7 protein-coding genes are annotated in these 13,944 nt (G+C 66.1%); all 7 read right to left on the minus strand.

Annotation, left to right across the window (positions count from 1 at the left end):
* Positions 1-57 precede the first annotated feature (57 nt).
* Positions 58-1,959 carry a prolyl oligopeptidase family serine peptidase gene (locus ACFX59_RS05565; protein WP_387430428.1) on the minus strand — a complete coding sequence of 634 codons (1,902 nt, stop codon included), beginning with the start codon at positions 1,957-1,959 and terminating at the stop codon, positions 58-60.
* A gap of 97 nt (positions 1,960-2,056) precedes the next feature.
* Positions 2,057-3,175: a YihY/virulence factor BrkB family protein gene (locus ACFX59_RS05570; protein ID WP_387430430.1), complete on the minus strand. Its 1,119-nt coding sequence runs from the start codon at positions 3,173-3,175 to the stop codon at positions 2,057-2,059.
* Entirely contained in the window at positions 3,172-5,070 is a 1,899-nt protein-coding gene (locus tag ACFX59_RS05575; protein ID WP_387430432.1) for an AI-2E family transporter, read from the minus strand. Before ACFX59_RS05575 ends, ACFX59_RS05570 begins: the two co-directional genes overlap by 4 nt.
* A 165-nt stretch (positions 5,071-5,235) precedes the next feature.
* Positions 5,236-8,292, minus strand: coding sequence for a TonB-dependent receptor domain-containing protein (locus ACFX59_RS05580; RefSeq protein ID WP_387430761.1), 3,057 nt, complete (start codon positions 8,290-8,292; stop codon positions 5,236-5,238).
* Between the two features lie 392 nt (positions 8,293-8,684).
* Entirely contained in the window at positions 8,685-11,999 is a 3,315-nt protein-coding gene (locus ACFX59_RS05585) for a PAS domain S-box protein (protein WP_387430434.1), read from the minus strand.
* Between the two features lie 211 nt (positions 12,000-12,210).
* Entirely contained in the window at positions 12,211-12,804 is a 594-nt protein-coding gene (pnuC, locus tag ACFX59_RS05590) for a nicotinamide riboside transporter PnuC (protein WP_387430436.1), read from the minus strand.
* A complete protein-coding gene (locus tag ACFX59_RS05595; protein ID WP_387430763.1) occupies positions 12,804-13,913 on the minus strand; it encodes a phosphotransferase enzyme family protein in 1,110 nt (369 codons plus the stop codon). Before ACFX59_RS05595 ends, pnuC begins: the two co-directional genes overlap by 1 nt.
* Positions 13,914-13,944 lie beyond the last annotated feature (31 nt).

Genomic DNA, 13,944 nt, shown 5'->3' on the forward strand with positions numbered 1-13,944 from the left:
CCCCCGCCGCCACGCGGGGGCCATCTCCGCTCCGTCCCTAGGCGGCGGGGCGGGCGGTCAGCGCTGGGGCTGGCCCAGATATTTGCCGAACCATGCCAGTTGCCGGTTCATCACATCGCCCGCCTGAGTCGGCACGCAATGGCCGGCATCGGGATAGATGACGAGGCTGGTCGGCACGTCCTGGCTCTTCAGCGCATTCCACCATTCGACCGACTGGGTCGGCGGCACCTCGATATCCCGCTCGCCGACATAGATGAAGGTCGGGGTGCGGGCGGTCTTGACGTGATAGACCGCCGAGACGTCCTCATAGGCCTTGTAGTCATCATAGACCGACTTGCCGAAATAGGGGATCATCCAGGTGTTGATGCCGTTGGTCCCGTAATAGCTCACCCAGTCGGACAGCCCGGCGCCCGCCACGATCGCCTTGAAGCGGTTGGTCTGGGTATTCGCCCACATCGCCATGAAGCCGCCATAGGAACAGCCGGTCAGGCCCAGCCGCGCATCGTCGACCGGGGCCAGCTTCTCGACCGCATCGATCCCCGCCAGGATGTCGCGCAGGTCGCCGCCGCCAAAGTCGCGCTTGTTGGCGGCGGTGAAGGCCTCGCCCTGACCATAGGAGCCTCGCGGATTGGGGAGGAAGCGGTAATAGCCCGCATCCTCGAACGCGCTGGCCAACCCCTTCTCGATGAAGCGCGGCGTGCTGGCCGCCGCCGGACCGCCATGGACCTGCACGATCATCGGGGCCTTCACACCGGGCCGCGCCGACAGCGGCGACAACAGCCAGCCCTGGACGGTGAAGCCCTCATTCGTCCAGGTCACGCTGCGCGCCTGGACGGCGGGCTGCGCGGCGTCATTGTCATGGGTGATCTGGCGCAAGGCGGTGGCAGGCCCCGCATAGATGGCGGGCGCATGGGTGAAGTCCTCGACGACGCTGGCGGCCATCTCGCCCTTCGCATCCCAGGCGATCCGGCCGTCCCCGGCGGAGAGGCCCACCGGCCGGGCGAATAGCGGGCGCGGGGCGCGACCGGGCTCGATGGCGACGGCCCCCATCTGGTCGTTGCGCAGCGTCGCGGCGCGCAGCCCGCCCTTGGTCCAGGCCAGCGAGGTGAAGGTGATCGGCTGCCCCTTGGTCTGGTCGGTCGGCGTGCCCCCGGCCAGCGGTACCGTCCAGACATCGCCGCCGATCGAGCCGAAATCGCTCATCAGGCCGCCGATATAGGCGACCGTCTTCCCATCAGGCGAGACGCGCGGCATGTTGATCTGGGTCGACGGCTTGGCGATCGCGGTCACCGCGCCGGTGGTGGCATCTACCCGGTCGAGCGTCGCCACCCACCAGTTCGCATCGCCATTGCCGAGCGCCGAGGTCACGACCAGCGCGCTCCCGTCGGGCGTCCAGTCATATTCGTAGATATAGCGGCCCTGCGGCGACAGCGGCATCGCCTTGGCGATCGCCCCCTCTCCTACCGGCACGATGGCCAGACGCTGTTCGTCATTGGCGACGCCGATCTCACCGACCTGCCGCGCGCCCGCCTGGGTCGCACCGACATCCTTGGTCGCGCCCAGAGTGATGAGCATCGCCACGCGCTTGCCATCGGGCGAGAAGCGCGGGGTCGAAGCTAGCCCCTCGACGGTCGCGACCGGGCGTACTCCGTCACCGCGCGCGATCATCAGGGTCACGACGCCCCGCTCCCGGTCGCGCGCCAGAAAGGCCACGCCGTCCCCCTTGGGCGTGAAGGTCAGCCCCGAATAGCTGCACGTCGCGCAGGGATCGATCCGGCGCATCACCCGCCCGTCCGAGGCATTGCGCAGCACGACGGCCGGATGCGTGCCGCCGTCCAGCTCGATCGTGGCCACTTCCCCACCCGACGGCGCGAGGGTCAGGCCGCCATAGCGATGGACGGCCGCCTGCACCGGAAAAGCGAGAGACGACGCGAGGAGCAGGGCAACGGGAAGACGCATGAAACATCCTTCGAACGAGGCAAGGCGGCAGGGTCTGCGGCCGTCATTTAAGCCACATCCCGGCGCACGGATAGCCTGTGCTCGCCCGGTGGAGGGATCAGACCCGGCGGCGCGGCGACCGGCCTCGCCATGCGGCATGCGCGGCAAGCGAAAGGGCGACGATCCCGACTGGCCGCCCCCGGCGCAACAGGGCGAAACCGATCGTGGCCATGGTCCCGTTCCCCGCCCAGGCCATCAGGGTCGCGGTCGGGGTGCTGGCCGAGGGTTCCTGTGCGGAATCGGGATTTGTCGGCGTCACCGGGCCATCGGCCGCGGTGCTCGCCTCGGCCCCCTCGCCTTCCACCTGCCGTTCCAGCTCGGCGTTGAGCTCCGCCCCCATCAGGAACACATAGGCGGTCAGCCAGAGCCAGGTGAGCGTGACGATGACCGCGCTCAGCGAGCCATAGGTCGCGCCATAATTGCCGAAGTTGGACACATAAAATCCGAACCCTGCCGTTCCCGCCAGCCACAACAGGGTCGCGCCCACCGACCCCGGCGACAGCCATATCCAGTGCGGATGGCGATGATCGGGGCCGAACCGGAACAGGATCGCCGCCGCCGTGACGACCAGCAAGGCCAGCAACACATAGCCCCCCAGCCGGATCAGTAGCAGGATCGGGGTCGGCGCGTCGGGGATCAGCCCGCTGAGAAAGGCGAGCAGCATCGTCGTGCCGATCGCGACGAAGATCAACGCGACGCCCCCGGCCACGATCGCGAATTGCAACAGGTTCAGCCGCACGAAGCCGCGCGTCTCCTGGGTATCATAGGCCACATTCAGGCCGGTGACGATCGCCGACGACCCCTTGGTCGCGCCGTACCAGGCCAGCAACAGCGCGACGACCAGGCCCAGGCCCTGCTTATTCTTCGAGCTTTCGACCACCGTCAGCAACTGATCGGTGATGATCGATGCGGCATCGCGCGGCAGCGAGGCAAACAGGCCCTCGACATTCTGCCGAACCGTATCCGCATCGGCGAACAGGCCATAGCTCAGCACCACCGCGCCCAGCGTAGGCACGATCGCGGCAAAGACGTAGAAGGCGATCCCGGCCGCGATGATCCCGATATTGTCGGTGCCCATCTCCGCCCAGGTTCGCCGAAGAATGGCGAGCCATCCCCGAGGCGGCACCTGCAACGGCGTCCGGGCACCCTCGCCGGCACGATCGTCCGCCCCGGTCATGCCGCCGCCTCCCGCTCGGCCCCGGCATGGTCGAGACAGGCCTCGACCATCGCGCCCAGCGTGCCGACATAGATATCTGCGCCCAGCGTCCGCTGGATCTCGCGGTCGGTCAGCGCCGCCTCTCCCTCCGGCCACAGCCCGACAAGGATCGGGACGGGCCCGACGCGAGAGCGGATACGGCGGACCAGATAGCGCAGATGCGATGGCGACCCGCCAATCTCCAGATAGGAGATGCACACCATGCGGGCGCCCGACGCATCGAGCCGGTCGATATTGGCACGCGACCCCGCCTCGTGGGGCACCCGGTTCGCACCGAAGCCCCGCTTCGTCAGCAACTGCTGAAGCATGGCGGTGACCGCATCGTCCAGCACGCCGCGCCCCGCGATGCACAATACGCTGCCACCCTGCTCCCAGCCGGACGGCGCCGAAGGAAGCGAAGCGGGCGCCGTTTCATCGAAGCCCGAACGGTCGTCGGGCAGCGGCCGCAACAATCCGCCGCGCGGTTCCAGCGTGCTTGCGGTATCGTCCTGATGGTCGAGCTCGCCGACGAGGACGAGCATCGAGTCCACGACACGCGTCGCGCGGTCGCGGGTGATCGCACCACGCTCGACATCCGCCGCCGCCAGCTTCAGCGCGGCCAGCGCCACTTCGTCATAATAAGCCGTCAGCGACCGGTCGGCGAGCTGGCTTTCGGCCTGCTCCAGCGCCTCGTCGGGGTCTTCGGCCAGCATCCGCTGATAGAAGCTTTCGACCGGGGTCAGCGCGGGGCGATCACCGAGCAGCACGTCGAGGAATTCCAGGCTGGGAATATGCCGCCCGAGGACGACGAGCAGCAAGGTGAGCGGCATCGACAGGACCAGCCCGACCGGCCCCCATATCCAGGTCCAGAAGACCGCCGCCAGCACCACCGACAGCGGCGAAAGCCCGGTCGAATGGCCATAGAGAAGCGGCTCGATCACATAGCCGATCAGGGGCTCGAGGACGATGAACAGCCCAGCGACCATCAGCATGGTCGACCAGCCGGGATCGATCCCCGCGGCGACCACCAACGGCAGGGCGGCCCCCAGCAGCGCACCGATATAGGGAACGAAGCGGAGCACGCCCGCCAATATGCCCCATAAAGCGGGAACCGGCAGGCCGATCAACCACAGGCCGATCCCGACCGTCAGGCCGAAACTGGCATTCACCGCCAGTTGCGACAGGAAATAGCGGCTGAGGCGTCGCCCGGCATCGTCCATCGCGGCGGTCGTGCGATGCAGGTCGGACGATCCGAACAGCCGGATCAGCCGGTCGCGCAGATCCTCCTTCTGCATCAGGATGAAGATCGCCACGACGAGCACGATCACGAACGTCTCGAACGGGGCAAGGACCGGCTCCAGATAGCCGCCGACCTGTTGCAGGACCGGTGCCTTCTGCTCGACGACGCGGACGTTCAGCGGGTGGGTTCGGGTGCCGCGTACCAGCCGGGGATCGGCGCCCACCGCCGGGGCCGGGCTGTTGGCGCCCAGGAACGGCAGCGACCTGGTCAGGAAACCCGTCGCATTCTCCATCTTGGACTGGATGCTGGTGACATAGCGGGGCGCCTCGTCCGACAACGAAGCCGCCTGGACGCCGACCAGGGTCCCGATACCGCCGAGCACGCCAAGCGCGCTCAGCACCGCGATGAACACGGCAAGGCCCTTCGGAATCTGCAACCGCCGCAGCAGCAGGACGATCGGCGACAGGACGAACGACAGAAGGACGGCCAGCGTGATCGGGATCAGCACGTCCTTGGCGAGGAACAGCCCCGCCACCACGACGACGGCAACGGCCAGGCCGAGCAGTCCGTCGCGGCTGGGCACCTTGGCGGCGGTCACGCTGGCGGCCGATGCCTGCTGCCCCGATCGATCGTTCATCTGTTTTCCCTTCGGAAAACGCAAACTCCCGCTGATCGACTTTGGTCCACGCATTCTTGCGCGGACGTTCGGGCCCGCTTTCGTCGCCGACGAACCGGCCCCAAAACGAAAGCGCACCGGGCGGACACGAGGTCCGTCCGGTGCGCAAGGGTCAGGCGTACTGGCTTAGAAGTTGAAGTTCGCGCCAGCGCTGAAGTTGCGGCCGACCAGGCCCGCATAATGCCAGCTGCTCAGATAGTTCGGATTGCTGGTATAGGCGGCCGCCGCCAGCGGAGCGCGGGCGTTGGTCAGGTTCTGGATGTTGAAGAAGAAGCGGAACTGGTCGTTCACCCGCACGCCCAGGTTCAGGTCGGTGTAGATGAACGGGCGGATATAGCACTGGTTGTTCACGTCGCTGCCCTGCACGATGGGTGCCATCGTGTTCTTGCACGACAGGTCGATCACGCCGTTGACCGGGGTGATCTGATCGGCCGCGACCTGCTTGATCCGACCCACATAATAGGTCGTCGCGGTGATCGAGAAGTTGTTCACCTCCAGCGAGTTCTGCCAGTTGCCACGGATGCGCGGCGTACCGCCACCCGACGAGAGCTGGTAAGGCCCAAGCGTACCGGCATATTTCTGCACCACGCCCGCCGGGGTCACCAGGTCGAGGCGAAGCACGCGGGTGACGTCGAGGCGGCTGATCAGGCGCGCGCCATTGGCCAGCTCGAAAGCGGCATTGGCCTGCACGTCGATGCCCGAGCTGACCTGATAGTTGGCGTTGACGTAAGGCACGTTGAACACCAGCAGACGGGGCAGCGCGTTCGGGTTGTTGGGATCCGGCGCATCGATGACGTTGCACTGATAGCCCGGACCGACCGCCGCCAGCGCGGCGCAACCGGCGGTCGCGTTGGTCTGTCCGTAATAGGCCGCGATCGCCTGGGCGCGGAGCGGTCCGCTGACGATCAGGTTCGACTTCTTGATGTTGTAATAGTCGACGGTCAGGTTGAACCAGTTCACCGGCTTGAAGATCGTGCCGACGGTGAAGCTGCGCGACACTTCGGGCAGGATATTGGCATTGCCGGTCGAGCCGCTGCCGATGCTGTAGGTGCTCGTATAGGCACTGTTGCCCGGATGCGCGGCGATGAAGCTGGCGGGCGGCGTAAAGGACGAGAAGCCCGAATAGCTGCTGGCCGGGTTGTTTTCCGCGAAGGTCGGTGCGCGGAAGCCCTGCGAATAGGTCGCACGCAGCGAGAACTGCTCGACCGGAGTGAACTTGGCGCCCACCTTCGGCGAGAAGTGGCTATAGCCCTGCGAATAATGGTCGTAACGGCCCGAGACGTTCAGGTCGAAGTTCCGCAGGAACGGCGCATCGATCTCGAAGAACCCGGCGGTCACGGTCTGACGGCCCTGTGCCGACGAGGTGTTCAGCGAATAATAGCTGAGGTCCGCATTCTGGTTGCGGTTCATCAGCGTCTCGCGACGGATCTGGAAACCCGCGCCGACATTGAGTTCGCCGCCCGGCAGTTCCATCAGCGACTTGAGCAGCGAACCGCCGATCGTCGCGACCGTCGAATAGGACGGCGTGGTACGGTCGGGCGAAATTTGGTTGCGCACCGCCGCCGTGTTCTGCTCCGGATTGACGAAGTTGTACGACCCCGTGTTGATCGCGTTCAGCAGACCCTGGATGTTGATGAAGCCGCGCTGCGTCACGCTGAAATTGTCACGCGCATAGACGCCGTTCAGACGGAACTTGAACCCGCCGCCCAGATCGCCCGAGATACCGCCGGTCGCGCGGAACACGTCGACATAGCGATGGCTGTTGGCGGGGATGTCGCCGAACAGATAATAGATGCGCGCCGCGCTCTGCGTGGGATCGGCACCGGCAACCGCATAGGGGTTGTTCGGGTTCAGACGGCGATCGGCCGCCGTGGCGCAGTTCACGCCCGCCGAGCAGACATACATTGGCAGGACGATACCGGGGCTGCTGGAGGCCAGCGCCGCCGAACCGCCGAAGGGCTGGGTCTGGCGGATGCCCGACGGGGTGCCGCGAATATCGACTTCGGAATGCGAATAGCTGCCGCTGGCGAATGCTTCCCAACCTTCGGCCAGGCGGACGTTCAGGCGGGCCGTAGTCGAGTAACGCTCCTGGCGCGGCTGGATGATCGAATATTCGTCGGGCAGGTTGTGCTTGCAACCGGTGCCCTGCGCCGAACCGGACGAGACCGTGAAGCTGCCGAAGGGGCAGGCGCTGGGATTGATCAGCAGCTGGTACTGGTTGGTCAGCGGTGCGCCGACCTGACCGGCGAGCGGATTGTTGAGATCGGTCTGCCGAACGCGGGTCACGACCGCCTGCGGATTGGGCTGGACCAGCGAGTCATCGTTGCGGTTACGGTCCAGCAGGCCGCTGGGGGTCAGATCGAGTGTGTTGAACGGGTAACCGCGCGAATGATTGGTAATATACCCGTCATAGGTATATTCGCCGTTCACATAGAAGTTGAAGCCCTGTTCGCGATAGTCGCCGAACCCGGCGGTCAGCGTCGCGCGATAGTGCGAGCCATCGGCCTTTTCGGTGGTGCCGCCCTGGACCGAGCCCTGAATGCCCTGGACATTCTTCTTGCTGATCAGGTTGACCACGCCGCCGATCGCGTCCGCGCCATAGGTCGAGGAGGCGCCGTCCTTCAGCACTTCGATGCGGTCGATGGTGCTGAACGGGATCGAGTTCAGGTCGACATACGCGTTATGGCCGTCGTCGTTGAGCGGGAAGTTCGCCGAGCGGAGGCCGTCGATCAGCACCACGGTCGACGAGACGCCCAGACCGCGCAGCGACACGGCCGCGCCGCCCGCCGAGAAGCCGTTGCGGAAGCCGGTCGAGATCGAACCCGCGCTGTCCGCCGAGACCGAGCGGATTGCGTCCTGGGCGGTAGTGATGTTCGCGCGCTGGAGCGTCGCGGAAGTCAGGACGGTGACCGGCGAGATCGAGCTGGCGTTGGAATCGCGGAACAGCGTGCCGGTGACGACGACCGTGCCGCTCTGCGGTGCCTCGCGCTTTGCCACGGGCGCGGCGGGGCGCTGCTGGATATTCGCATCCTGTGCGACCGGGGTCTGCGGCGCTTCGGCCTGCTCGGCGGTATCGGTCGCCTGTGGCGCCACCGCTTCCTGCGCATAAGCCGGAGCAGCGATCGCGGTCAGCAGAGCCACCGTCGAAATCCCAAACCGCAGGGTACACAATGCGGAATTCATCAAAGTCACCAAGCCCTTCCCTGTTCACGCAGCGGCGACTTTTGTCGCCAGTTTGATACTCGCCATGATCTGGCACTGCGGTGCGGGAGCGCTTACGGCACGCAAAGTTACCGGCTCGTTAAAAATGATGGACCTGTAGTTACGGAATGCAACAAGTTGAAATCATGGGACTCGACGGGAAGCACCATAGAAATATCTGATTAACGATACATGCAATGTTTCCGAACCTGTCACGGTATCGGGATAGGCCTGTGATCGACATGCCGAACTGCCATCGACCCGACGACAAAGCCTTCCCGCGCGAGATCACCAATGGGATTATCCATTGTTCGTCAGAGCGTTGCACAGGACGTCCATATCGGTCGCGGCCTGTCCGATCACGGCGCATACGCCTATCGCGGTTCGAGCATCTCCGCGATCTTGTTCCCCAGCTCGGTCATCACGAACGGCTTGGTGACCACCTCCATGCCGGGCGCCAGATGGCCGTTCCCGACTGCGGCATTTTCCGCAAAGCCCGTCACGAACAGGATTTTGAGGTCCGGGCGCCCTTCGCGGGCCGCATCAGCCACCTGGCGGCCGTTCATCCCGCCGGGCAGGCCGACATCGGTAATCAACAGATCGATGTCGATATCCGACTGGAGGATGCGCAAGCCGGACGGCCCGTCGTCCGCCTCGATCGCGGTATAGCCCGCGTCCTTCAGAACCTCGACGATCAGCATCCTGACCGTCTCTTCGTCATCGATCACCAGCACCGTCCGCCCGGCACCGTCGTCCGGGATCGCTTCGTCGGGCCCGTCCTCCTGACCGACCTCGCCCATGAAGCGCGGGAGGTAGAGGCACATGGTCGTCCCATGCCCTTCCTCGGTATAGACCCGGACCTGCCCGCCCGACTGGCGCACGAAGCCATGGATCATCGACAGGCCCAGACCCGTCCCCTGCCCGATCGGCTTGGTGGTGAAGAACGGATCGAAGATGCGGTCGACAATGTCCTTGGGGATGCCGGTGCCGCTGTCGGTGACGCAGATCGACAGATATTGCCCCGGCGCCAGGTCGCGTTCGCGCGCGCCGCGATCGTCCAGCCACTTGTTGGCCGTCTCGATCGTCAGCCGCCCGCCGCCGGGCATCGCATCGCGCGCATTGATCGCCAGATTGAGCAGTGCGCTTTCCAGCTGCGCGGCATCGACCTTCGCGACCCATAGCCCGCCGGCGCCGACCACTTCGACCTTGATCGACGGGCCGACCGTGCGGCGGATCAGGTCCTCCATGCCGAAGACCAGCCGGTTGACGTCGATCGGCTTGGGGTCGAGCGTCTGCCGGCGCGAAAAGGCCAGGAGCCGCTGGGTCAGCGCCGCCGCCCGTTGTGCCGAGGTCTGGGCGCCGTTGATGAACCGGTCGATCCCGTCGGTCCGCCCCGCCGAAAGCCTGCGCTCGATCACCTCCAGGCTGCCGCTGATCCCGGCCAGCAGGTTGTTGAAGTCATGCGCGATGCCGCCGGTCAGCTGGCCGACCGCCTCCATCTTCTGCGCCTGACGGAGCTGTTCCTCGGCCTGGGCCAGACGCGCCTGATCGCGCAGCCGGGCGGAGACATCCACCGCATATTGGAACGCACCGATGAAAGCGCCGTCGCGGTCGTGCAAGGCGTTGAAGCGCAATTCATAATATGGCCGCGTCCGGTCGGGATCGCCGAATGCCTCGACAACCATGAACTCCTCGCCGTCCAGCGCGCGCTGCCAGATGCCGAGCACCGCCTCGCGATGCGCCGGAACACGCTCCATCAGGTCGGGGAGCGCGTCGCCCACATGCGGGCAGACGCCATAGATGCGCTCGAACTCGACCACATAGGCCGAGTTCAACGCCAGGAAGCGGAAGTCCGGCGACACCACGGCGATCAGTGCGTCGGTATTCTCGATGACATCGGCCCAGAGCTTGCGCTCCGCGACGGCCTCTTCCACCCGACGCTCCAGCGTGTCGTTCATTTCGCGCAGCTGAAGTTCGGCACGACGACGGGCGCTGATGTCGTTGAACAGGATGGCGACGCGACGCGCCTCGGGTGTCCCGACCCGCAGGGCATAGACGTCGAACCACCGGCCCATCACGTCGGAGCCGTTCTCGAAACGGATCGCCTCGCCGGTCCGCGCGACATGGCCATAGCGGTCGAACCAGAATTGTTCGAGGCCCGGCACCAGCTCGCGAGCGGTGCGACCGACCGCGTCGATCAGCCCCGTCTGTCGCTCAAACGCCGGGTTGGCCTCGACAAAGCAATAGTCCAACGCGCGATCGCCGTCGAAATCGACCTCGACGATGCAGAAGCCCGCATCGATTGCCTCGAACAGCGTCCGATAGCGTTCCTCGCTGATCCGCAGCGCATTCTCAGCCTCGCGACGCTCATGGATGTCGATGACCGAGCCGATATAGCCCAGGAACAGACCATCGGTGCCGAAGCGCGGCGATGCAGCGTCGATCGCCCAGCGATAGGTCCCGTCACGATGACGCAGGCGGTATTCGAGGCGGAACGCTTCCTGCCTGGCATTGGCGGCCAGGAAGACGTTGGTGGACCAGTCCCGATCGTCCGGATGCACCGCGTCCAGCCAGCCGAAATCTTCGGCCACCCGGTCGTCCTGTCCGGTGAAGGCATACCATGCACGGTTCAGATAGGTGCAGCGTCCTTCCAGGTCGGTCACCCACATCATCACCGGGGCATGATCCGCCATGTTGCGGAACCGCTCCTCCGACTCGCGCAGCGTGGCATCCCTTGCGCGCTCGGCGGTGATGTCGCGTGCCTCGATCACCGTGCCGATGGGCTGGCCGTCATCGTCGAGCAGCGGGCTGGCGGTGAAGGCCACCGGATAGAAGCTGCCGTCCGGGCGGACGAACACTTCCTCGCCGCTCATCTGCGCGCGTTCCGGAAAGGCCCGGTCGATCGGACACTCCTCCAGCGGATAATGCGATCCGTCGGGATGGGTGTGATGGACGACGTCGTGGAGCGGCCGCCCCTGCATCTCGGCGAGCGCATAGCCGGTCAGGCCCTCGGCCGCCGCATTGGCATAGACGCACTGCTGATGGTCATCCATCAGGAACACCGCCATGCGCGTATTGTCGAGCACCGCGTTCAGCCGCCGCTCGCTCTCGCGGTGCGCATGGTCGGCCGCGCGCCGCCTGAGGATCTCGGCCTCCAGCCGCTCCGCCCGCTCGTCGCGAAGCGTGATCTCGCGGCGCAGCTCCAGCTGGGTCATGACCTGCCGCGCGAGCACCTCAAGCGTAAGGCGCTGACGCTCGGTGATGCCCTCTGGCCTGGGTTTGGTATCGAGCACGCACACCGTGCCGATCGGCAGCCCGTCCGGGGTTTCCAGCAGGGCCCCGGCATAGAAACGCAGGCCCGGCCTTCCCACCACCAGCGGGTTGCAGGCGAACCGTTCGTCCGTCATGGTATCCGGCACGACGAAGATGCCCGGTTGCAGGATCGCATGGGCGCAGAGCGACACTTCGAGCGGGAGTTCGTCGGCGCCAATGCCGACCTCCGCCTTGAACCACTGGCGATCCGCCGCGATCAGATTGACGACCGCGATCGGCGCATCGAAGATATCGGCGGCGAGCCGGACGATATCGTCAAACTCCACCTCGCGCGCCGTATCCAATATCGCATAGCGGTGCAGCGCCGCGACACGGGCTTCCTCGCTCCAGGGCGGCGCGACCTTGGGGCCCGTCATGCGGCGGTCGGTTCGTCGGTGTTAACGGCGGGGCGGCTGGTGTCGGATCGCGGGCGCGACCGGAGCGTGGAAGGGAGCATAGGCGTCCCCCGCATGGTACCGCCAGCGTTGAACCATCGACCACATCCACTTCCATGCCGCATAGGAGAACCTAACGCTCAAATATCGGCCCCGCTCAATCGAAATCTGACTGCTGCGCTTTTTTTCTTCATCAGGCGGTCGGCGGCAGGGTGGGACGCTCCCCTTCCGAGGCCGCCGAGGGCCGCCGCCAATCCCGGTAGCCGATCACCGCCAGCCCGATCATCACGGCATAAAGGCCAGCGGTGGGCAGTAATCCCTTGTAGAGAAACATGCCCACATAGGCGACATCGACCACGATCCAGAGCAGCCAATTCTCCCGGTGACGCCGCGCCGTCCAATATTGGGCGACCAGGCTGAACGCGCTGAGCGTCGCGTCCATCCAGGGCAGCGCCGCATCGGTATGCCGGCTGGTGAACCAGCCGATCGCCACTGCGCCGAACGCGCCCAGTGCCAGCCCAGCCAGCGCCTTGGGGCGCGACAGAGGCATCACCACGACCGCGCCGGTATCGCGGCGCTCGCGGCTCCAGACGATCCAGCCATAAAGGATGCCCACCCCGAACACCGCCTGCAACGCCATGTCGGCATAGAGCCGCACGTCGAGGAACAGCTTGAAATACAGCACGCAGGCAAGGAGGTTGAGCGGCCAGCAGAACAGGCTTCGCCGCGCGGTCAGCCAGATCGCCAGGAAACTGATGACCACCGCCGCCATCTCGAGCGTCGACATCACAATTTCCGCCCCGCCCGAAGCTCTGCAAGGAAATTGCGCCCCGCCGCCGATCCGAACCAGTCGGCATGACCCAGCAGATACCCCTCCCAGGCCAGCATGGCGGCGTCTTGGTCGCCCACGACCCCGGCGAAATAATCGATCTCCGACAGGGCGAACTCGACATGGACCAGCGGCAACATTGCGATGATGCTTTCCATCATGGCGGGGTCGATGGGGGACATCGCCTCATAGCCCGCGATCAGCGCCAGTGCCGATGCGGGGTCGGCGATCGCGTCATCGTGCCCCTCCCCCAGTTCCAGCCACGCAAAGGCGGTGCGTTCGATCGCGATCGCCAGATCGTGCGCGGCACAGCTGCGATCGGCCAGCCCAAAGTCGAACACGGTCCGGACCGTATCGTCCGCCGCCCATAACAGGTTGGAGGGATGCCAGTCATTATGGGTCCACAGGGGCGGCTGGCCTGCGATATGCCGGGCCAGCCCCTCGCCCCACGCGGCGAACAGCGACGACAGGCGGCGGCGCCAGGCATGCCCAGCGAGAAACGCGGCCAGGGCCGGACGCGCGGCGACATAGGCTTCGGCCGCCGCCATCGGATCGGTCGCCGACAGGATGCCGAAGCTGGCGACCAGGGGCTGGACAGCACGCGGCGGCGCATCATAGCCGAGCGACGCGCGGTGCAGCCGCGCCAGCGAAACCCCGGCGGCATGGGCGTGCGCGAGCGACCGGAACGGCGTCCAGGACAGCCGGTCGCGATACAGATCCTCGCCCGGCGCCTGGCGATGGACCTCATAGGTCGCCTCGCCCAGCGCGACCGCGCTTTCCCCCTGCCCCGTGCGCCATATCTCAGGCACCGGCGCGCCCGCAGCAGCGAGATGCGCGATGAAGCGATGCTCCTCCACCAGTCCGGCGGCCGTCCGCACCCGGCGATCATGCCGCTTGACGAGCAGCATGCCCTCCGTCGTGTCGATCAGCGTCGCGGCGGAAAAGGGACGCGGCGAGTGCCAGCGAAGCGCCTCGATCCGGGCGGCCTGCGGATAATGCGCCAGCACGGCCGCCGCTTCCTCGGGCGTGATCGCGGGCCAGGTGGGTGCCTCCATCGCCAGCCCCATGCCATGGACGCGGTGACCGGCGCCCGCCTCG

Source organism: Sphingomonas sp. NCPPB 2930 (genome assembly GCF_042867205.1).
Lineage (GTDB): Bacteria > Pseudomonadota > Alphaproteobacteria > Sphingomonadales > Sphingomonadaceae > Sphingomonas.

Bases quoted from the DNA above. Each gene is read 5' to 3' on its own strand.
- ACFX59_RS05565 (WP_387430428.1), bottom strand. From the start codon at position 1,959: ATGCGTCTTCCCGTTGCCCTGCTCCTCGCGTCGTCTCTCGCTTTTCCG.
- ACFX59_RS05570 (WP_387430430.1), bottom strand. From the start codon at position 3,175: ATGACCGGGGCGGACGATCGTGCCGGCGAGGGTGCCCGGACGCCGTTG.
- ACFX59_RS05575 (WP_387430432.1), bottom strand. From the start codon at position 5,070: ATGAACGATCGATCGGGGCAGCAGGCATCGGCCGCCAGCGTGACCGCC.
- ACFX59_RS05580 (WP_387430761.1), bottom strand. From the start codon at position 8,292: ATGAATTCCGCATTGTGTACCCTGCGGTTTGGGATTTCGACGGTGGCT.
- ACFX59_RS05585 (WP_387430434.1), bottom strand. From the start codon at position 11,999: ATGACGGGCCCCAAGGTCGCGCCGCCCTGGAGCGAGGAAGCCCGTGTC.
- pnuC (WP_387430436.1), bottom strand. From the start codon at position 12,804: ATGTCGACGCTCGAGATGGCGGCGGTGGTCATCAGTTTCCTGGCGATC.
- ACFX59_RS05595 (WP_387430763.1), bottom strand. From the start codon at position 13,913: ATGGGGCTGGCGATGGAGGCACCCACCTGGCCCGCGATCACGCCCGAG.